Consider the following 20371-nt stretch of genomic DNA (forward strand, 5'->3'; position numbering starts at 1 on the left):
TATGTCTAAGTCTATTATTCAGACCGATAAGGCACCTGCTGCTATTGGTACTTACAGCCAAGCGGCTAAAGCAGGTACAACAGTATACCTTTCAGGCCAAATTCCATTGGTTCCGTCAACCATGGAAATGGTGTCAGAAGACTTCGAAGCGCAAGCGGTTCAGGTTTTTGAAAACGTTAAAGCGGTATGCGAAGCGGCCGGCGGAAGCACGAGCGACTTAGTTAAAGTGAATATCTTCCTGACAGATTTAGGTCATTTTGCAACGGTGAATGAAATAATGAGCCGTTATTTTTCAACGCCTTACCCAGCGCGCGCCGCAGTGCAAGTCTCTGCTTTACCTAAAGGCGCCCAAATTGAAATAGACGGCGTAATGGAACTGCCGGAGTAAGTATGAAGCCGGACCGTTACCAGCGAATTCAAGAAGTGCTGGCCAAAAGACAAACCGACTTAACGGTATGTTTAGAGAACGTGCATAAGCCGCATAATGTATCTGCGGTGGTAAGAACGTGTGATGCCGTGGGCATTCATCGCGTTCATACGGTATGGGAAAATAAGTACCAGTTTCGTCGCGGCACGGCGATGGGCGCGGAACAGTGGGTACGCCAGACCAATCACGACAATATTGGCGATGCAATGCGCACGTTAAAAGCGCAAGGCATGCAGGTATTGGTTACGCGCTTATCAGAAAGTGCAGTAGATTTTAGAGACGTTGATTATACTAAGCCTACAGCGGTGCTGTTCGGCCAAGAAAAGTTTGGTGCTACTGATGAAGCCGTTTCGATGGCAGATCAAGATATCGTTATTCCAATGATGGGTATGGTACAAAGCCTGAACGTGTCGGTTGCCGCCGCGTTAATACTGTACGAAGCTCAGCGCCAACGCACTATTGCCGGTATGTATAACCAACCTCAATTGACTGACGAAGAATGTCAGGCGATGGCATTTGAAAACAGTTACCCACGCCTTTACAAGCTTTGTCAGCGTAAGCAACTTCCGCTTCCCCCATTAAGCGAAACCGGTGAAATTGCTGCCGATGACCAGTGGTGGAAGGATATGCAAATTACGCAAGCCGAAGCGCTCGCATTTGAAAACGTAGGAAACACGTAACGCTTCTAGAGCCCAGGGTAAATCAGCGCGCTTTTTAAAGGCCAAAACTGGCCTTTAAGCGACTCGCCAAGCCTATTGTAATCCATTACACTTCGTTCTAGTCTCATTACTATAACTTCATCGAAATCATAGGTTTGATGTGAGGAAACCGGGTCAATGCAAACGTTAGCGACTACGCCAATCACGGCGCTTAAAGGCGTAGGCGCAAAAGTGGCCGAAAAGCTAAATAAAATTGGCTTATTTACACTGCAAGATATTCTGTTCCATTTACCCCATCGTTACGAAGACCGCACACGTATTTATGCGGTAGAAGAATGTCGCCCATTTACCCACATTAGCGTGCAGGGCGAAGTAATGAGCGCTGACATTCAGTACGGTAAAAAGCGTATGTTGGTGGTAAAGCTGAGCGATGGTACCGGCACCATTACACTGCGTTTTTTCCATTTTGGCGCGCTTCAACGCACGATGATGACACCGGGCAATACTATTCGATGTTTTGGTGAGGTAAGAACCGGTAAATGGGGCATTGAAATGATGCACCCCGAGTTCAAATTAGTAGAAGAAGATGCACCGCCCACCGAAGAGTCACTTACGCCTGTCTACCCCACCACCGAGGGAGTAAAACAGTTAACGCTGCGAAACCTCACTGAGCAAGCATTGGCCTTACTTGATAAAGGCGTGTTAGCTGACTTGCTTCCTGAAGGTATGTACGACAGCCAAATTAGCCTGAACGAGGCCCTGCATACCGTGCATAGGCCGCCGCCAGACGCAGATGTACACGAGATTGAAGAAGGGCTTCACCCTGCTCAGTATCGCTTAATATTAGAAGAGCTGTTGTCGCACCATTTAAGTGTATTGAAAGTGCGCAAACTGTCCGACGCGCAGCCAGGAATCGCGATTAGCGTAAACCAGCCGCTTATCGATAAAATGCTTGCACAACTTCCCTTTTCACCAACCGGCGCACAGCAGCGCGTGGTGTCTGATATTCAAAAAGATATGCAACATGCTCGACCTATGATGCGTTTAGTGCAAGGCGATGTAGGGTCGGGTAAAACGTTGGTCGCGGCTTTAGCGGCATTATCTGCCATTGGCGCAGGCTATCAAGTTGCCCTTATGGCGCCTACTGAATTGCTTGCCGAACAACACGCGAATAACTTTCGCGGCTGGCTTGAGCCTCTTGGTATTGAAGTAGGTTGGCTTGCAGGCAAACTTAAAGGCAAAACACGTAATGAAGTGTTGTCTCGTTTAGAAAATGGCGATATTCAAATGCTGGTGGGGACACATGCTATTTTTCAAGAAGCTGTTAACTATCAGCAATTAGCACTGGTGATTGTTGACGAGCAACACCGTTTTGGCGTACATCAACGTCTTGCCCTTCGCGATAAAGGCGAGCAGCAAGGACGGTATCCTCATCAGCTTATTATGACAGCTACGCCCATACCGCGAACGTTGGCAATGACGGCATACGCCGATTTAGATACCTCGGTAATTGATGAACTGCCACCGGGAAGAACGCCAGTACAAACTGTTGTTTTGCCCGATACTCGCCGTGCTGATGTGATAGAGCGAGTCCGTCAGGCCTGCAAAGACAACGGCCGACAGGCATATTGGGTTTGCACCCTTATTGACGAGTCTGAGGTGTTAGAGTGCCAAGCTGCCGAAGACGCGGCGGTCACCTTGCGAACAGCATTGCCTGATTTAAAAGTTGGGCTGGTGCACGGGCGTTTAAAACCGGCTGAAAAAGCCCAAGTAATGGCCGATTTCAAAGACGGTCAATTAGATTTACTGGTCGCGACTACCGTAATAGAAGTTGGGGTAGACGTGCCTAATGCCAGTATTATGATTATTGAAAACCCCGAACGTTTAGGGCTCGCTCAGCTTCACCAGTTGCGAGGTCGGGTAGGGCGTGGCGCGGTAGAAAGTCAATGTGTACTGATGTACCAAAGCCCACTATCGAAAACAGCGACACAGCGTTTACGGGTGTTACGCGAAAGTAATGACGGGTTTTACATTGCACAGCGCGATTTAGAAATTCGTGGTCCGGGAGAATTTATGGGAACACGGCAAACAGGCATGGCCGAACTAAAAATTGCCGACTTAGTTCGCGATGCTGCACTTATTCCCAAAGTGCAAGAAATTGCCCACACCCTTTGGGCTGAATACCCATCCCATGCTCAAGCCATTATTAATAGGTGGATAGGGCATAAGGAGCAATATGGCAATGCCTAGTTCAATGCCTTTAGTGGTGGTTACTGAGCCTCAAAGTAACCAATATTCAGACGATGTATCCCTTGCTGCCACAATAGGTAATGCATGGGGGTTCGATTTCGCAGAGGGAAAAGCGAAACCTGAAAACGGCTTTTATCTGGAAGTCGACAGCGGCGTTCTAGGGCTATGCGATGCCGATGAGAAGAAAACCCTACCGGTCACAGTCGATTTTGCCTCGCCGGCCAGTTTGTATCGTAAACAGCATGGCGGCGGTCGAAAAGAAGCTATTGTTAAAGCGATAGGCTTGAAGGGCAACGAAAACTGGCACGTTATTGACGCCACGCCTGGCTTAGGGCGAGATGCATTTGTGTTAGTGAGTGTGGGCTGTAAGGTGAGTATGATTGAACGCTCGCCGGTCGTTGCTGCGCTTCTTGAAGATGGCATACGGCGTTTAGCATTAAGCTTTCCTGAACTTGCACAGCGAATGTCACTCCATCATGGAAATAGTGCCGAGGTAATGCAATACTGGAAAGAAGAGAGCGTAGACGCTATTTATTTAGACCCTATGTTCCCACATAAGAAAAAATCGGCGTTGGTTAAAAAAGAAATGCGGCTGTTTCAGCAACTGCTGGGGCACGATCCCGATGCAGATGCGTTATTGTCACCCGCACGTGAACTAGCAACATCGCGCGTAGTGGTAAAGCGGCCAAACAGTGCAGAGGTACTGGCCGGCCAAAAGCCATCAATGGCTATTGAGAGTAAAAAGCATAGATTTGACGTATATATACGTTAGTCATTCTAGGAGAGCATCATGTTACAAGTTGGTAGCGTTTTACCGGAAGTTGATTTCGGTTTATTAGTTAATGGTGAAGTCACTAACCCAGGTACAAACGAATTATTCACAGACAAACGCGTAGTGATGTTCGCCGTTCCTGGTGCATTTACCCCCACGTGTTCAGAAGTACACCTTCCTGGTTACGTTGCGCTTGCGGATAAATTTAAAGCAAAAGGCGTGGACAGCATTATCTGTTTATCGGTAAACGATGCTTTTGTTATGGATGCCTGGGGCAAAGCAAATAACGCCGATGAGATCCTTATGATTGCAGACGGCAATGGCTATTTCACGCGTCAGGTTGGACTCGATATGAACACCGGCAACTTTGGTGGCCTCCGTTCTTTGCGTTATTCAATGCTTATCGAAGACGGCGAAGTGAAAATCATCAATATTGAAGACCCAGGTCGCTTTGAAGTCAGTGACGCAGAAAGCATGCTTAAAGCGCTGTGACCGTTTCCCTATAATTCACTAAACGCAGTATTAAAGGCCTGAATAGCAGTATTCAGGCCTTTTTTGTTCTTGTTACAAAACCTTACGTGGTTTTAAACGTAAATAATAATGCTTTTCGTTAAACGGTAACAAATTTATGCATATGCATTATATAAATGCCTTTTAATTCAAACGCTTTAGCCATTAAAAACGGTTCTTTTTTCGCTAAGATATTGAAAATAAAGGCGCCTGTGCTGCGAAAGTATTACAGGTATCTACGTTGAGTTACCTTTACTCTACTAATGATAATAAGTATCATTTGCGTGATAAATAACGTATTAGGAATAACTATGACAACATCTCTCAAAAAATTGAGTGCACTGGCTTTTGTATCGGCGTTTTCTTTTTCTATTGTGGCTACACCTGCTTTTGCTAACGGTGTGATTAGCGACCATGTGAATAACTTGCAAGCCCACATGGATGAATATACGGAAGAAGTTAAGTGGCTAGAAGAAAAGTTTGGTGGTGTTGTTAGTGCTTATGAAACAAAAGACAACAGCGTAAAAACCGATGCGCTGATTGAGTATTGGGAAGAAGTTGATTTTCATTCTGCTATCGAAACACAGTACGTGCCTATTTATGCTTCAATTTGGCAAGGCATTTATGGTGTTAAAATGGCCATTGATAACGGTAAGCCACTAGCCGAGGTACGTGCTGAACAAGCTAAATTGAATCAAGCCTTGTGGCAAGCTTTGGGCGCAGTTAAACTTGCGTCGCAATATCAAAAGCAAGGTCTAGTGAAAGCGGTTCAAACAACTGACGTTGAGCCTACTACACCGCCAGAAGTGATCAGTGATATTAAAAAACGCATTGACCGTGTTGTAGCAAAATACGCTGAACAACTTCATGAAGTCGCAACCACATTAGTTCATGATACTTATCTACAGCGGTTTGAAGGGGTAGAGGGTGCACTTATCGCACTTGATGCTGAGCTGGTTGAGACATTAGAGAAAGACTTCAATGTAACGTTACCTCAAGCGATTGCCCAAGATAAAGGGGTAGACGCGGTGCGCAGTGTGGTAGATGCCATGCAAGAAAAGTTAGACCGTGCACGTACGCTACTGGTTGAAGCAGAAAAAGGTCGTAAAGACGTATTCTAAGGAAGCTTTATGCAAAGAAGAACATTTTTACAAGGGTTGGCCGCAGCAGGTGTTCTAGGTAGCATGCCATTTGGGTTTGCTAATGCCGTGACGCAAGCCTCTAGCGTATCGGTAGACTCGTTACCAAAGCTTGAAGGCGACCTAACCTTGTACTTAGGTCGCGGCGAAGGCGGCCTGTATGAAAATGTACTTGAAGCAATCAAAAAGCGTAACCCTAAGTTAAACCTTAAGATTAGACGTGGTGGTTCTGCTGCACTGGCTAATACCATTGTTGCCGAAACCCGTGCAGGCGTGAAACGTGCAGATTTATTTTGGGCGGTAGATACGGGGTCTATTGGTGTAGTGACTGACGCAGGCGCGGCAAAGCCGTTACCTGTCGATTTAACGGCACAACTAAAAGACGGATTTCAATATTCAAGCTGGTCACCAGTAACAGGGCGAGTTCGCACACTTCCCTATAACACACAACGCGTAAAACCCGCTCAAATTCCTGATAGCATAATGGCCCTTGCCGACACCGATTTAGCGATTGGTTGGGCGCCGGCTTATGCTTCGTTTCAATCTTTTGTTACCGCCATGCGAGTACTAGAAGGCGAAAAAGCAACACAAAACTGGCTGAAGGGCATAAACAGAAATGCTAAAAAATATGCTGGCGAATTAGGCGTTGTGATGGGTGTAGAACGCGGTGAGGTTGATGTGGGTTTTGCTAACCACTATTACACACTACGTTTGAAGTCTGGAAAGCCCGACGCGAATGTCGATTTAGCCTATACAAAAAATGATGCTGGATGTTTAGTTAATGCATCGGGCATTGTTGCATTAAGCGAAGGCGACCTGCCTGTTAACTTTATTCGTTACTTACTGACACAAGAAGTGCAAAGTTATCTAGCAAGCGAAGCGTATGAAATCCCACTGGTTCAAAACGTAGCGCAACCACAAGGATTGGCTTCGTTAGACACCTTGTCACCGCCTGATATGGATTTAAGAAAGCTCGCCGATTTACGCCCAACACTTAACTTAATGAGAAAAGTTGGCGTGCTGTGACAAACTGGCCAAAGTCATATCCACTGGCGTTTGTTATTGCACTCATGGCCTTGCTGCCAGTGGGTGTGTTGTTTGCACTCGCGCAAGACAGCGCGCAGCTATTTGATACCCATAACCTACGAGTGTTGGGCAATACCGTGGCGCTGATGGCGCTGACAATTATAGGTGCCGTAATTATTGGCGTACCTTTGGCCTTTTTTACCGCATACGTACAACTGCCGTTCAAGCGCTTTTGGCTTATTGCATTGGCAGCCCCCTTAGCGCTCCCCAGCTATATTGGAGCGTTTGCCATGTACTTTTCATTTGGACGTGGCGGTGAAATAGAAAATGTTTTAGGGCTTACCACCCCGCCCATTAGCGGTCTGTGGGGTTCTGCATTGGTCATGAGCTTATACACCTATCCGTTTGTGATGATGACAACACGAGCAAGCTTACTCAGCTTAGATGCCAGCCTAGTGAACGCTGCGCGAACCTTGGGGCTGTCGTTAGCGGCCAGTTTGTGGCGCGTAGTGCTTCCGCGTGTGGTAAACAGTGTTGCTGCTGGCGCGTTGCTGGCTGCTCTCTATGCGCTGTCAGATTTTGGCACACCCGCCATCATGGGGTTAGACACTTTTACCCGCGTTATTTTCGTTGAATACAATGCATTTGGTTTAAGCCAAGCGGCTATGTTGAGCTTGCAACTGATGGTCATTGTCGCCCTGATTTTATTTGTAGAAAGTAGAATTGGTGGTGCGTCTGAGCGCCCCGGCAAACACCTTTCATTATTTCCTTCAGCGTGGCAGCGCAATCTAATGCTGTTATCTGCTATGCCCATTGTGTTCATGGCCATTATATTGCCGCTGGGCATATTTACCTTATGGCTGGTAAGAGAAGGCACCGGCGGGTTCGAATTAAGCTATGCGTGGAATTCTGCACACGCGTCGTTATTGGCTGCTATTGTTGCAGTGTTACTGGCTATTCCTGTGGCGCATGCGGCAATTGCAGGTAAAGCAGGCCGCTTTATGGAGCGTATTACTTATTTTGGGTTTGGTGTACCCGGTATTGTTATGGGTACCGCCCTTGTTTATGTGGGGTTACAGCTGCCTGTGCTATACCAAACGTTAGGGCTATTAGTGATGGCATATGTACTGCGTTTTCTGCCCTTAGCGGTAGGCAGTGTGAGAGCAACGGCTGAAAACATAGACTCTGGATTGGTAAAAGCGGCACGTGTACTTGGCGCCAGCCCTAGAGAAGCCTTCGTGCGTATTACATTACCCCTTACATTGCGTGGTATGATTGCTGGTGCTGCGCTGGTATTTCTAGAGGCCATGCGCGAATTACCTGCAACATTAATGCTTGGGCCTACAGGGTTTGAAACACTAGCCACCTATATGTGGCGTGTTTATGAAGCGGGATATTTTGGAAGAGCTGCTGTACCCGGCTTGTTGCTAGTATTGCTTTCCGGTTTAGGGCTTGTTCTGATGTTATCAGGCGAGCGGAAAGCTCAGTTTACCGTTACCGAGGATGATCGTTCTTAATGCTAAGTGTAAGTAATTTGTCAGTGAGTTATGGGCCTACCCGCGTTGTCGACAAGTTAAATCTTGAACTAGGGCAGGACGAAATTCTTATGCTGGTGGGGCCAACAGGCTGCGGCAAAACGACCATACTGCAAGCATTAGCAGGTCTTATTCCTATTTCTGAGGGTGAAATAAGGTTGTCTTCATGGGCAAGCACACCGGCTAAACATGTTCCGCCAGAAAAGCGCAACGTAGGCATGGTGTTCCAAGACTTTGCCCTGTTTCCGCATCTTACGGTACAAGAAAACGTGTGTTTTCGTTTAAAAGACACCGCGCTTGCTGATCATTGGCTCGCACTGTTGGGGTTAGATAATTTTCGCGACGCGAAACCTGCTCGCCTCTCTGGAGGTCAAAAGCAGCGCGTGGCATTGGCAAGAACGCTCGCGCATGAGCCCTCATTTGTATTGTTAGACGAACCGCTGTCTAATCTTGATGCTGCCTTGAAAGACAGCCTGCGCTGGGAAATTCGTGATGCGCTTAAAAAAGCTGGCGTGCCCGCGATATGGGTAACGCATGATCAAGAAGAAGCGTTAAGCGTAGGCGACAGAATTGGCATTTTAAACAAAGGGAAGCTGGAACAGTTAGACACGCCCGAATTATGTTATTCAGAGCCAGCAAGCCGCTTTGTGGCCCGTTTTATGGGTGAGGCTAGTTTCTTAAGCGCGCAGTTTGATACCAGCGCTGCCAATACGCACAGCACTGTGGTAACACATATTGGTAATGTGCCGGGCACACCTCTCCAACAAGCCAGTGGCGATGTTGACTTATTAGTACGTCCTGACGATTTAAGCTTAACCGCAACGCAAACTGAATCTAATTGCGCGGTAGAGTGGGTGCGCTATGAGGGTGAAAGCCGACTATACGCTGTCGCGTTGGACAATGGTGATGAATTAAAGGTACGAGTAAGTCATGAAAATGCATTATCGCCTGGTACCCGCGCACGTGTGCAACTTATTACTACCCATCCTTTGGCAGTGTTTCCTAAGTAAGCGTAACGTTTTGCCATATTGCAGCATAGAATAAAAAAGGGCGGCCTCTGGGCCGCCCTTAATGTATCTAGTACCTTATAACTTCCTCTTATTGAGGCTTTGCATTTTCGTTAACCACAATCACTTTACGGTGCGGGAACGGAATTTCAATGTTGGCTTCATCTAACGCCTTTTTCACCTGCTCAGGCACAGAGTAAAGAATGTCAAAGTAGTGTTCGCCGTGGCAAAACGGGCGCACAATAAAATCTACCGAGCTATCATTTAATGCTGATACCTCAACGAATGGGGCTGGGTCTTTAAGTACATGTTGGTGGTCTGCTAAGACTTTATCGATAACCGTTCTAGCCGCATCAATATTTTCATCGTAAGCAATGCCGAATGTCATATCAACGCCGCGTATTTCATGATGCGAGTGATTAACAATTTGTTCGCCCCAAATTTGGCTGTTTGGAATAATAATTTGCTGATTGTCGAAGGTTTGCAAAATGGTCGTGAACAGATCGATTTCTGTCACTTTACCGAACTTCCCTGCTGCATCGACAAAATCGTTTACTTTATAGGGGCGAAAGATAAGCAGCATAACGCCAGCCGCCAAGTTAGACAGGGTGCCTTGTAGTGCTAACCCTATGGCCAATCCTGCGGCACCAAGTAGGGCGATAATCGATGCGGTTTGCACCCCAAACCGGTTTAGTACAGCAATGCCGACAAATGCTAAAATAGTATAGCGTGCCACGCTACCAAAAAATTTAAACAGTGTATCGTCTAGTTGTGGATGGCTACTGGCAATTGCTACGATAGCGCTGTACACCTTACTAGCAATCCAAAGACCGATAATAAGAATTGCCAAAGCAAGCAAAATATTGGTTGCCCAGGCTAACGCGGCCGGTAAGTATTGATTAATATCTAATGACGCTAATAGCGCTTCCATGAAAATGTTCCTCTGCGGTTTTTATACGTTTTAGTCGGCGCTTGCGCATTATATTGCAATGAACAGCAGTGTAAGTTCTTAGTTATAAAAGAATAACGATAACGTTAGTATTATTAATAAGTATGAAAAGCCATCATTATTGAAAAATGTGCGAAGATTAAATTGTTGGTCTAAGACGGGATAACGTTGTACCAAACAGGTTATAACGTATAATCCCGCACTTCAAAAAGGCAGTGAAAACTGACCTAAATACTTAAGCTGGGTAAGGTAACACATAGTGATAAAGCGTGATGTAATTGTAATAGGAGCAGGTGCTGCTGGGCTTTTCTGTGCGGCGCAAGCGGGTGCCCGCGGACGAAGTGTTGAAGTCCTCGATCACGCTAAAAAAGTTGGCCGTAAAATTCTTATGAGTGGTGGCGGTCGCTGTAATTTTACTAATATGTATGCCGGCCCAGAAAATTTTATCTCTGAGAATGCACATTTTTGTAAATCTGCTCTTAGTCGCTACACGCAGTGGGACTTCATTGGGCTGGTTGCCGATTATGGCATAGCGTATCACGAGAAAACGTTAGGCCAATTGTTTTGTGACGATAGCGCAAAAGACATCGTCGATTTACTGCTAAAAGAGTGTGAAAAAGCGGGCGCCACCATCACTACCCGCTGTGATATTTTAAGTATAGAAAAAACGGACACCGGCTTTACCCTGTTGACGTCTATCGATGAGTATCAATGCGAGTCACTGGTTATTGCAACGGGTGGCTTAAGTATGCCAAAGCTTGGTGCAACGCCTTTTGGTTACAAAGTGGCAGAGCAGTTTGGCTTAAACGTGTTGCCAACACGAGCAGCCCTTGTGCCTTTCACCCTGCATGATAAAGATAAAGACACGCTTGCCGAACTCAGCGGCATTGCTGTCGACGTTTACGCAAGCTGTAACGATACGACATTTAAAGAAGCGATGCTGTTTACACACCGGGGATTAAGCGGCCCCGCCATGCTTCAAATATCAAGCTATTGGGACGCTGGTGATGCGCTTAGCATTAATACCTTACCAAACGACGACCCTCACGAACTATTAAAAACGGCTCGTAGTGAAACGCCTGATGCACTGCTAGCAACCTGCCTTAACAAAGTGTTTCCCAAACGAGTGGTGCAAAGCTTTATTACCCTAAACGCGTGGCGCAATGTGCCGGTTAAACAGCTTTCACACGGTGAATGTGACGCCATTGCGAATGCACTCGAAAATTGGCAAATAAAACCGAATGGCACAGAAGGCTACCGCACTGCAGAAGTGACAATTGGCGGTGTGAATACCGACGAATTATCGTCTAAAACTATGATGGCCAAAAATGTGGAAGGGCTCTACTTCATTGGTGAAGTGGTAGATGTGACAGGCTGGTTAGGCGGCTTTAACTTCCAGTGGGCGTGGAGTAGTGGCTGGGCAGCAGGGCAGGTGGTGTAGTACCAATCATTTACACCAGCCCATTGGGAATATGTTGTGAAAGTAATTGTGTTATGAGGTCGCTGAAACGCGGCCTTGCAACGCTGCTATAACTCTTGCTGGCTTTTCGACATATGCGTTAAAAAATGGAACGCTTGTTCTTCAGACATTTCGTCAGGCAGAAACTCTTGCTGGCCCATGTCATTTAGCAGCTTATTAAATTCAGCACTGCTACTTGCATAGCCCATTTTCCACTGTTCAAACGATAACGTATCTATATTGCGATAACTTATTATGGTTACTTCATCATGACGGGGATCGTCGGCAATATCGAGATACAGTTCGTTGACCACGTCGCGCTCCCCTTCTAATGCTTGCAAAAAATAACGTCTGTCATAGCAAAGCATTCCGCTTACATCTAAATTAGTATTGTTTTTACGTGCCGATTCAAGCACCGATTTAAGATCGGCTAATGACATTTCTCTCGATGCACGACTAAAATAAAGTAGTTGAACTAACTTCACTTACGCTCTCCTGATACCCATAGAGTGGCAATTACGTAATATGCTGACTATCCTCCAACTTTAGCAGAAAAAATAAAATAGTTAATACGTGGTTTACTAATGGATAATCCAATTATTGCGGTATGCACGCATGCTGATGCAACGCGACTATTACCTGACAGCTGGAAAACATTTGAGCATGTAAATAGCGTGCGTGCTGCAAAAAAAAAGATGCGCCAAGCAAAGCCCGCATTGGTATTACTGTGTATTGACTCGGCTGATGACGTGGCGCTGTGCCAGTCGGTGTCTCAGTATATCCGTGAAGGGTTAGTCAATGTGGTATCGCGTATTGTGGTTATTCATTCAGAGTCAGAGAAACTCGATGAAGTCGAATGGTTAGAAGAGTACCAAGTCAACGCATGTCTGTGCGCCCGCCAAGATAAAAGTTTATTCAATCAAAGCGTATTGAAACGTGAGCTTGATACCTTTGATTACATCGAAAGCACCTACAAGCAGCATGATGCTGAAACCGAAATGCTGATGTGCATCTCGCAGTTTTCGCGTGCGAATGAAAGCACCAAGGTATTGTTAAGTACGTTTTCCCAATCGCTTGCCAGGCTCTGCCATGCGGCTTATAGCTGTGAAATTTATATTAATAACGACGGCTATCGGGTTGTGGCGGCGAAAGACACGCCAAGCAACATGCAGAATGCGTTCGAAAGTGTGTTCTCGGGTAAATCACTCCCTAATTTTTTATTAAAAGCTATTGAAGAGCAACAACCTCAAATTGATTTGCTACATGCTGATTCAGGCATTGACGCTGTGCTTGAGCAATCAGTGGCACCAATAGGCAGCTATCTGGCGTTTCCTATTGTGGTGTATAAGCGCGTAGTATGCTTTCTGTTCTTTCTCATTCCCGAAAGCGATATGTCGCGAGTTTCGATGAAACAAATAAATATAATCAATAAAGCGTCCGAGCAATTAACAATTTTGCTTGAACGCAGGAAAGCAGAGTACAGTTTAAAGAATCAGTACAAGCGATTGCAAAGTGCCCTGGTTGAATTAAAAAGCACAAAAGAAGAATTAGAAAGTAGAGAAAAGCTGGCCAGTATCGGACGCATGGCCGCTGGTATTGCCCACGAAATAAATAACCCGCTGTCGTTTGTTATCAGCAACTTTTCTTCTATGGATAAATACTTAGACAGCATTATGACCTTACAAGCAATGCAGTCAGAGTTACTTACCTGTATCGATATTCAGCAAAGCCAACAGGCTCAGAAGTTAAAAGCGTCGTTAACATCCTTCAAGCAAAAAGAAGGCATTGAGTTTGTTCTTGAAGATATTCGCGCCATTGTGACCGACTCCTTTAACGGACTTCAACGTGTAGAGAGCATCATTGCGGATTTGCGCACATTTACCGATATAAAAACGAACGAAGGTGATACATGCGATATACAAAAGGTGCTAAAAGAAACGTTAAAAGTATTCAAGTACGATGAGAAAACCCCTGTTGATATTCACGTTGACATCCCCTCGCTTGCGCCTATCCCGTTCAATACAGGGGCTATTGAACAAGTGGTTAATAACCTAGTGAAAAATGCCGTTCAGGCATGTGAAGGTGTCGATATTGCAAAGCCTGCCGTGACCATTAAGGCTTTCAATGAGTCAGACTGTTTTCACTTAATCGTACATGACAATGGGCCGGGTATTGATGATGCGACGATGGCGAAAATGTATGAGCCTTTCTTTACAACTAAACCAATAGGTAAAGGCGTAGGGTTAGGGTTATCGGTAACCATGAATATTGTTCAAAAGCTGGATGGGAGCATAACGTGTAGCACTGAACTGGGGAAGTACACCGAGTTCAAAGTAGCACTTCCACTTACTAGGGCGTCGTAAAAAGCGTCGGCCCTTTTGTTAATTTAATATATCGTCAAAAAACCATGCTGAGAGGGCGTAGCGCCCCTCCAATTCTGACTTTGCATAAACCGTTGAGGCTTGCTGGCGCACGGTCTTTTCTTTGGTATTTCTTGTCGCGGCGATCTCGGCTGTGCTCAGCCCTTTTATCATGAGCAATGCCACTTCTTTTTCGCTTGGGGCCAACTTCCAATCATTAAACTGCGCTTCTATCGCTTCAAAATACTGCGTTTTAGCCTGTTGAAGTTGTTTACTCATGGTATGAAGTTGATCGTTAGCCGAATGTAGCTGAGTGATTAATTTTCTTGTATTGCGCGTACGTTTGCGGATATCAAATATCAAGTAAATGGCAAGTACGCCAGCAATTAACACAATCATCGACTCTTCAATAATATGAGACGTGGGTACATTAAGTGACAAATCTACCATTACATCGAGAAAATTTAGTGTTGTGATGATAAGTAGCGCTACAGTAATAATTTTATCTTTCATAATTATATCAGTTACTTATTTTCTATTAGACAGGTGTCTAATGCTTTTTTGATGTAGATTAAGCAGTATGTTGGCATGTTTCACTATCATGGAAAGATGTATTTCCTACATCGCGACAACATGGCCAATCACGTTCTTTTCTTTTTAGTCAGTGCGATTGCACTGACCTATATTGCGCCCTTAAAAGCAGAGTCGCTGTCTGATTTGTATGACCATACACGAAATCAGTTAACGCGTGTAAACGATTCACGTCCTGACAAGATGGAGCGCAACGTAAAAGCGCTCAATGACTGGCTTCAAGGACCCATTACGCTTCAAGCGTCTGCACTGCCAAGTCACAGTACAGGAGGAACTGATGAGTATGAAGTAGGCGTATTTTTACCCTTTAAGCCACCATCAGTAAGAGAGATTGATAGGCAGCAATCCCAGCTTGCGCGCACGGTTTCTGCGATGCAAGCGCAGCGTTTTTCGTTACTTGTCAGCGGACTGGTTAGGCAAGCGCTGTGGAAAAGACTAATGGCACAGACAAACTATGATGGTTTACTGCGAAAACAGGCGTGGATTACCGCATTAGATAACACCATGGAGGCCTATCTTGAAAGTGGAGAGATTGACCGAGCAACTTATCTTCGATGGCAGCAAGAGAAGCTTTCTCACAAGCTAGCTGTTAAACAAGCATCCATCACCCTAAAAAGTGCGGTAGATTATTATCACCACACGGTCGGTACCGATGCATTGCCTACTGAAGTGGTAGAAGATGTCGCTAAAAACGCTTCGTCATTACTACAACATCACCCAGAACTTAGGCTGATTGCGCTAAGCCAGCAGCAGCTAGATATTAATTACGATCTTGCTGATCAATCTTTGTCGCCATGGACACTAGGCCTTATTGCTCGCCAGCTACGCGGGCCTGCAGGCAATGAGAATTTACTTGGCGTAAACATTAATATTCCCATCTCTAGCAGCGGCACTACCACGGCAAATGATCACGCACTGTGGCAGGACGCACGTAACGCACTTACCAATGCACTAGCAGAAACCTATGCCAGCCTCACGTGGCAATTAAACGAGGCAACTATTGAATATGAGTACGCCAATGAGGCGGTAAATGTGCTGTTCCAACAAGTGCATATAGGCGAAGAAATTACGGCATTGTATGGAAAGCAACAGCAAAACTTACCTAAGGTATTGTGGTTAGAGCAACTCATTGCACAACAAGACCTGCGTGTAGAGCAGGAGAAGATGAAGGTACGCTTAGCGGAAGCCGCGTCAAAAATAAACCAGATAGCAGGAGTGACGCTATGACCCGTTTTGTATTTATCCTATTGACCACGTTTTCAATATCGACATTTGCAGCATCACCGGAATCCCATGATTCAATCAATATCGGCACGCTCGGTAAGCTCGACTTATCTTATTTTAACGTTAAGCAAGTTAGCACCGTTAAAAAAACGGTGTCTTCAGGCACGGTGACTGCGCTGCCTGGCGCGGCCTTACGTATTGTGTCACCCATGAACCCTCAGCAGATTGACTATTTAGTGCTAGACGGTGAGTTGGTACAGCAAGGCCAACGCATTGCTAAGTTAAGTGGAAGTGAAGTACATCATTTTCGCGATAGCTTACAGGCTAAGAGGACGCTTAGAATGCTCGCAAAAGCGCGTTTTGATGCCAATAAACCGCTTATAGAATCACAATCTATTTCGCAAGGCGCTTGGTTTGATATTGCACAGCAGTATTATGAGGCCGACTTAATGTGGGGACACTTAAATCATTTTGCTGAAATGTTTGAACCGTTAGATCACGATGACAAGGGTTATTTAATTGCTGCTGAAACCGGCGTGTTTCTTTTGCCGCAAACCACACGCATCGATGATGGTGCATTGCTGGGGTCCATCCTTCGCGCTGATGCGGTACGGCTAACTACCCTGATGAATCGTGACGACGTTATGAAGGCTACGGCGTTAGCTACGGATAAATGCAAAGTGGGCATAGATAATATTGAACAGGTTAATCGTCGTCTATTAGTTAATGTGTGGTCTGCACCAATTCCGACGTCATGTGAATTACAGCTTGGTGAGCAGGTTAAAGTGAGTGCTCACTTAACTATGGATTCTCTCGAAGTAAGTGCAAAAAGCGTATTTTATCTTGCTGGACAAGCATCGGTCTTTGCCTTATCGGGAAAGGCGTTAAAGGTTGTGCCAGTAGAAATTGTGGGTCAATCTGAAAGTGACATCTTACTCGTAAAGACGCATCCGTCTTTACTGGGTCAAAAAGTGCTGTCGTCATCGGTGAGTGCGGTTCAAGGTGTTTTGTTGGGGTTGGGGGGTATTGAGTGATAGCCACTATTATTCGATTTTCCTTGGTTCAGCGGCTTTTTGTTCTGTGCCTTTTTATCGCGCTATTGGGATTTGGAATACGGGCATGGCTTACGCTACCCGTTGACGCATTTCCAGATATTTCGCCCACGCAAGTTAAAGTAATCATGAAAGCCGATGGCATGACGGCAGAAGAAGTTGAAGCCCAAATTACACAACCAATAGAAGTGGAATTGCTGGGTATTCCTCACCAAACTATTCTTCGCTCTACCACCAAATATGCGATTACCTCCATAACGTTAGATTTTGAAGAGGGCACCGATATTTATTGGGCGAGGCAGCAGGTCAGTGCGAGATTGTCCTCCATTGCTGACATGCTTCCGTCGACGGCAAAAGGCGGGCTGGCGCCAATGAGCACGCCGCTCTCTGAGATGTTCATGTTCACCATTGAGAACCCCTCGCTCTCGTTAGAAGAGCGTAAATATATACTTGATTGGGAAATACGCCCTGCACTTCGTACCGTACCTGGTGTAGCCGATGTCAATATATTAGGTGGCTATACGCGCACTTTTCAATTCACGCCCGATATCACAAAGCTCGTGGCCTACGACATTAATATCGATGACCTAGCCGATGCGTTAGGTAACGCCAATGTGAACGGCAGTGTGGGAAGAGTCCGCGCAGGGGTGGATGCGCTTATTATTCGCACGCAAAGCCGAGCGACTACCATGGAGGAGTTAGGCACCTTGGTGGTGGGAAGTTACCAACACACGCCGGTCACGTTGAACGAACTCGGTACGCTATCGCTTGGAAGCTTAACACGCTATGGCGGCGTAACACGCAACGGAGAGGAAACCACGCAGGCGCTTATTGTCGCACTAAAAGACAGTAATACCGCAGCCGTAATTGAAGGGGTTATGGCTAAGTTAGAAGCGATTGAGACGACATTACCTGAAGGAACGTCGCTTAATGTGTTTTATAACCGAAAGTCGCTTATCGACACGGCAGTTGGCACCATTACTAACGCACTCGCCCAAGCAGTGGTCATTGTGGTGTTGGTGTTGGCCGTTTTTCTAGGTAATGTGCGCGCCTCATTAGTTGTGGCATTAATTATTCCAGTTGTTGTGTTATTGACGTTTTTAGCCATGAAGATTACGGGGCTTACCGCAAACCTAATGAGTTTAGGTGGGTTGGTTATTGCCATTGGTATGTTGGTAGATGCTGCCGTGGTCGTGGTTGAAAATACGGTATCTGAACTAGGTAAACAGAAGCCGTTACCTCGGCTGCACCTCATATTTCGTGCTACTCGCTCAGTCGCTACGCCGGTTGTTGCTGGCACAATCATTGTGATCGTTGTGTTTGTGCCTCTACTTACCCTCAGTGGGCTTGAAGGGAAACTTTTTTCTCCTGTTGCGATAACCATCGTTTACGCCATGCTCGCGTCGCTACTCACCGCGTTCACGCTCATACCAGTAGCGGCCTCTTTTTTACTTTCTTCAAAAAGTGAGGGGGCACCGCGTTACTTACTATCTCTACAAAAACAATATCGCCGCTCGCTACACTACGTACTAAAGCATTCACGTGTGGCTGCGGTAAGCGTTTTTGCGTTGCTATTGATTAGTGCATTTTTGTTTAGCAATTTAGGTAAAACCTTTATGCCAGTAATGGATGAGGGAGACATTATTGTTCAACTGGAAAAATCACCCACGATTTCACTGTCTTCCTCGTTGGCATTAGATAAGCAAATAGAAAAAATGTTGCTGGCAAACTTTCCAGAGATTAAGCAGATTGTTGCTAGGACCGGATCGGATGAGCTTGGTCTTGATCCAATGGGGCTGAATGAAAGCGATATCTTCATGCAACTCGCCCCAACAGATCAGTGGAGATTTGACACAAAACAAGCATTAGAAGCAGCAATACGTGAAGCGCTGCGCGCTTATCCTGGTATTAATATTGGTTTTACCCAACCTATTCAAATGCGCGTGTCGGAAATGCTTACCGGCACTACGGGTATGCTAGCTATAAAAATTTTTGGTAATGATGTAGCTTTACTGGCGTCATTGGCGAACGAGGTAGCGGCTGTCACGCGTGAGCAAGAAGGGGCTGTTGATGTCAACGCTACTCTCATTGAAGGCGGAGACTTCTTAAGTATTGTGCCAACGCCGGGTGTTGCTATCGACTATGGAATGACAACCGCCTCATTATCTCGTTACCTCAAAATGCAAGTGTCGGGTGTTCAAGTAGGAGAAGTCATACAAGGGCGAGTGCGCACCCCTATTTACTTTAGTGATTTACATCAGGGGGAAGCCGCTTTTAAATCGCCTGAGCAGCTTAACGATCTTCTTGTTTTAATGCCTGACGGTACGCAACTTACGTTATCGAGTATTGCAGATATTACACGCACAAAAGGCCCGGCGGTTATCGAGCGTGAAAAAGCATTACGCTTTGCTGTGGTAACGGCTAACGTAGAAGAGCGAGATCTAGTTGGTTTTGTGGAGGCTGTTAATGCAGCGGTAGCGCAACATGTCACTATGCCAACGGGTTATTATCTTGAATACGGCGGTGAGTTTGAAAATCAGATAAGAGCGAGCAATAACTTGCTGACAGTTATACCGATAGTCATTGTAATTATTGTATTGATTTTATTCACGGTATTTGGCTCTTGGTCGCTCGCATTACTGATTCTCGCCAATGTGCCTTTTGCTATGATGGGCGGCATTTGTGCGCTTTATATAACAGGCGAATACCTATCTGTACCGGCATCGGTAGGCTTTATTGCGTTACTTGGGGTGGCTATACTCAATGGCGTTGTCATGACCTCGCATTACGAAGATCTCAAGCGTCAATCGTTATCGTTACTTGAACGTGTTCAAAGCGGTGCGGTCGCAAGGTTGCGGCCTATTCTAATGACTGCCATGACGGCAATGTTTGGCTTACTGCCCCTTGCCTTTGCAACCGGGCCTGGCGCAGAGATTCAAAAGCCACTTGCCATTGTAGTTATTGGTGGCTTGGTATCATCTACGCTTATTACCTTATATATCTTGCCAGTTGGCTATTATTATTGGGAGCGTAGAAAAAATGCATAATTACCTACAATTGTCACTGTACATTGATAACAACCAGAAGGATGACATTATCGATTGTTTGTTGCCCCTTGAGTATATTAGCGGCTTTTCTCTTTCGGCCTGTTTTGGCTATAGCCGAAATCATGCGAAGTTAGACATTGCTGAGCAAGTGGCCGGGGGGCGAGAGCTATTACGCGTGGATATTGTCCATGATAGCGAGCATACAGACAGCATACTCATGGTGCTGAAAAAAGTGAACGCACGATACCCAATACGCTTCACTGTTACGCCTGTTGTTCAACATGGTGTTATTGAACAGTAGCTATTTAAGATGAAATACCTACCGCGAGACAATTGGGGTTTCAGCGCGGTGAAGTTACCTAGC

18 protein-coding genes are annotated in these 20371 nt (G+C 45.8%); 15 read left to right on the plus strand and 3 right to left on the minus strand.

The features are described 5' to 3' along the window. The first annotated feature begins 1 nt into the window (after position 1). From ACOJRU_RS00715 to ACOJRU_RS00755, 9 genes are all read left to right on the plus strand, one after another. On the plus strand, positions 2 to 388 hold the full coding sequence (locus ACOJRU_RS00715; RefSeq protein ID WP_421133157.1) for a RidA family protein: 387 nt from the start codon (positions 2 to 4) through the stop codon (positions 386 to 388). Between the two features lie 2 nt (positions 389 to 390). Continuing rightward, entirely contained in the window at positions 391 to 1107 is a 717-nt protein-coding gene (trmH, locus tag ACOJRU_RS00720) for a tRNA (guanosine(18)-2'-O)-methyltransferase TrmH (RefSeq protein WP_421133158.1), read from the plus strand. A gap of 156 nt (positions 1108 to 1263) precedes the next feature. Continuing rightward, positions 1264 to 3336, plus strand: a complete 2073-nt coding sequence (gene recG, locus ACOJRU_RS00725) for an ATP-dependent DNA helicase RecG (RefSeq protein WP_421133159.1) — start codon at positions 1264 to 1266, stop codon at positions 3334 to 3336. After that, the gene (locus ACOJRU_RS00730; RefSeq protein ID WP_421134683.1) at positions 3329 to 4108 is read left to right on the plus strand and encodes a class I SAM-dependent methyltransferase; all 780 of its coding nucleotides are present in this window, start codon (positions 3329 to 3331) and stop codon (positions 4106 to 4108) included. Before recG ends, ACOJRU_RS00730 begins: the two co-directional genes overlap by 8 nt. An 18-nt stretch (positions 4109 to 4126) precedes the next feature. Further along, complete coding sequence (locus ACOJRU_RS00735; RefSeq protein WP_421133160.1) at positions 4127 to 4600, plus strand: peroxiredoxin; 474 nt, start codon at positions 4127 to 4129, stop codon at positions 4598 to 4600. A 329-nt stretch (positions 4601 to 4929) separates the two neighbouring features. After that, positions 4930 to 5739: a hypothetical protein gene (locus ACOJRU_RS00740; protein WP_421133161.1), complete on the plus strand. Its 810-nt coding sequence runs from the start codon at positions 4930 to 4932 to the stop codon at positions 5737 to 5739. A gap of 9 nt (positions 5740 to 5748) precedes the next feature. Beyond that, complete coding sequence (locus ACOJRU_RS00745) at positions 5749 to 6783, plus strand: extracellular solute-binding protein (protein WP_421133162.1); 1035 nt, start codon at positions 5749 to 5751, stop codon at positions 6781 to 6783. After that, positions 6780 to 8300 carry an ABC transporter permease gene (locus ACOJRU_RS00750; RefSeq protein WP_421133163.1) on the plus strand — a complete coding sequence of 507 codons (1521 nt, stop codon included), beginning with the start codon at positions 6780 to 6782 and terminating at the stop codon, positions 8298 to 8300. The genes ACOJRU_RS00745 and ACOJRU_RS00750 overlap by 4 nt, the downstream gene beginning before the upstream one ends. Continuing rightward, complete coding sequence (locus ACOJRU_RS00755) at positions 8300 to 9328, plus strand: ABC transporter ATP-binding protein (RefSeq protein ID WP_421133164.1); 1029 nt, start codon at positions 8300 to 8302, stop codon at positions 9326 to 9328. Before ACOJRU_RS00750 ends, ACOJRU_RS00755 begins: the two co-directional genes overlap by 1 nt. An 88-nt stretch (positions 9329 to 9416) precedes the next feature. Here the strand turns inward: ACOJRU_RS00755 and ACOJRU_RS00760 are convergent, their stop codons facing one another. Then, positions 9417 to 10256, minus strand: a complete 840-nt coding sequence (locus ACOJRU_RS00760; protein ID WP_421133165.1) for a mechanosensitive ion channel family protein — start codon at positions 10254 to 10256, stop codon at positions 9417 to 9419. A 277-nt stretch (positions 10257 to 10533) separates the two neighbouring features. On the opposite strand from ACOJRU_RS00760, the gene ACOJRU_RS00765 reads away from it, so the two are divergent. Further along, the gene (locus ACOJRU_RS00765; RefSeq protein ID WP_421133166.1) at positions 10534 to 11715 is read left to right on the plus strand and encodes an NAD(P)/FAD-dependent oxidoreductase; all 1182 of its coding nucleotides are present in this window, start codon (positions 10534 to 10536) and stop codon (positions 11713 to 11715) included. Between the two features lie 86 nt (positions 11716 to 11801). Here the strand turns inward: ACOJRU_RS00765 and ACOJRU_RS00770 are convergent, their stop codons facing one another. Continuing rightward, positions 11802 to 12218: a BLUF domain-containing protein gene (locus ACOJRU_RS00770; protein WP_421133167.1), complete on the minus strand. Its 417-nt coding sequence runs from the start codon at positions 12216 to 12218 to the stop codon at positions 11802 to 11804. 99 nt (positions 12219 to 12317) lie between these two features. Between ACOJRU_RS00770 and ACOJRU_RS00775 the strand changes: the two genes are divergently transcribed. Next, positions 12318 to 14096, plus strand: coding sequence for an ATP-binding protein (locus tag ACOJRU_RS00775; RefSeq protein ID WP_421133168.1), 1779 nt, complete (start codon positions 12318 to 12320; stop codon positions 14094 to 14096). An 18-nt stretch (positions 14097 to 14114) separates the two neighbouring features. On the opposite strand, the gene ACOJRU_RS00780 is transcribed toward ACOJRU_RS00775, so the two are convergent. After that, positions 14115 to 14606, minus strand: coding sequence for a helix-turn-helix transcriptional regulator (locus ACOJRU_RS00780; RefSeq protein ID WP_421133169.1), 492 nt, complete (start codon positions 14604 to 14606; stop codon positions 14115 to 14117). 120 nt (positions 14607 to 14726) lie between these two features. Here ACOJRU_RS00780 and ACOJRU_RS00785 point away from each other — a divergent pair, with 120 nt between their 5' ends. Genes ACOJRU_RS00785 through ACOJRU_RS00800 form a run of 4 tightly spaced genes read left to right on the plus strand, consistent with a single transcriptional unit; the run spans position 14727 to position 20308 of the window. Then, the gene (locus tag ACOJRU_RS00785; RefSeq protein ID WP_421133170.1) at positions 14727 to 15911 is read left to right on the plus strand and encodes a hypothetical protein; all 1185 of its coding nucleotides are present in this window, start codon (positions 14727 to 14729) and stop codon (positions 15909 to 15911) included. After that, the gene (locus tag ACOJRU_RS00790) at positions 15908 to 16942 is read left to right on the plus strand and encodes a hypothetical protein (protein WP_421133171.1); all 1035 of its coding nucleotides are present in this window, start codon (positions 15908 to 15910) and stop codon (positions 16940 to 16942) included. The genes ACOJRU_RS00785 and ACOJRU_RS00790 overlap by 4 nt, the downstream gene beginning before the upstream one ends. Next, positions 16939 to 20007, plus strand: a complete 3069-nt coding sequence (locus ACOJRU_RS00795) for an efflux RND transporter permease subunit (RefSeq protein WP_421133172.1) — start codon at positions 16939 to 16941, stop codon at positions 20005 to 20007. Before ACOJRU_RS00790 ends, ACOJRU_RS00795 begins: the two co-directional genes overlap by 4 nt. Beyond that, positions 20000 to 20308, plus strand: coding sequence for a DUF3240 family protein (locus ACOJRU_RS00800; RefSeq protein WP_421133173.1), 309 nt, complete (start codon positions 20000 to 20002; stop codon positions 20306 to 20308). The genes ACOJRU_RS00795 and ACOJRU_RS00800 overlap by 8 nt, the downstream gene beginning before the upstream one ends. The last annotated feature ends 63 nt before the right edge of the window (positions 20309 to 20371 follow it).

Origin of the sequence: Alteromonas algae (genome assembly GCF_049117195.1) — a bacterium.
Classification (GTDB): Bacteria; Pseudomonadota; Gammaproteobacteria; order Enterobacterales; family Alteromonadaceae; genus Alteromonas.

Coding starts and splice junctions, on each gene's coding strand:
- ACOJRU_RS00715 (WP_421133157.1), top strand. CDS start 2: ATGTCTAAGTCTATTATTCAGACCGATAAGGCACCTGCTGCTATTGGT.
- trmH (WP_421133158.1), top strand. CDS start 391: ATGAAGCCGGACCGTTACCAGCGAATTCAAGAAGTGCTGGCCAAAAGA.
- recG (WP_421133159.1), top strand. CDS start 1,264: ATGCAAACGTTAGCGACTACGCCAATCACGGCGCTTAAAGGCGTAGGC.
- ACOJRU_RS00730 (WP_421134683.1), top strand. CDS start 3,329: ATGCCTAGTTCAATGCCTTTAGTGGTGGTTACTGAGCCTCAAAGTAAC.
- ACOJRU_RS00735 (WP_421133160.1), top strand. CDS start 4,127: ATGTTACAAGTTGGTAGCGTTTTACCGGAAGTTGATTTCGGTTTATTA.
- ACOJRU_RS00740 (WP_421133161.1), top strand. CDS start 4,930: ATGACAACATCTCTCAAAAAATTGAGTGCACTGGCTTTTGTATCGGCG.
- ACOJRU_RS00745 (WP_421133162.1), top strand. CDS start 5,749: ATGCAAAGAAGAACATTTTTACAAGGGTTGGCCGCAGCAGGTGTTCTA.
- ACOJRU_RS00755 (WP_421133164.1), top strand. CDS start 8,300: ATGCTAAGTGTAAGTAATTTGTCAGTGAGTTATGGGCCTACCCGCGTT.
- ACOJRU_RS00760 (WP_421133165.1), bottom strand. CDS start 10,256: ATGGAAGCGCTATTAGCGTCATTAGATATTAATCAATACTTACCGGCC.
- ACOJRU_RS00775 (WP_421133168.1), top strand. CDS start 12,318: ATGGATAATCCAATTATTGCGGTATGCACGCATGCTGATGCAACGCGA.
- ACOJRU_RS00780 (WP_421133169.1), bottom strand. CDS start 14,606: ATGAAAGATAAAATTATTACTGTAGCGCTACTTATCATCACAACACTA.
- ACOJRU_RS00785 (WP_421133170.1), top strand. CDS start 14,727: ATGGCCAATCACGTTCTTTTCTTTTTAGTCAGTGCGATTGCACTGACC.
- ACOJRU_RS00790 (WP_421133171.1), top strand. CDS start 15,908: ATGACCCGTTTTGTATTTATCCTATTGACCACGTTTTCAATATCGACA.
- ACOJRU_RS00800 (WP_421133173.1), top strand. CDS start 20,000: ATGCATAATTACCTACAATTGTCACTGTACATTGATAACAACCAGAAG.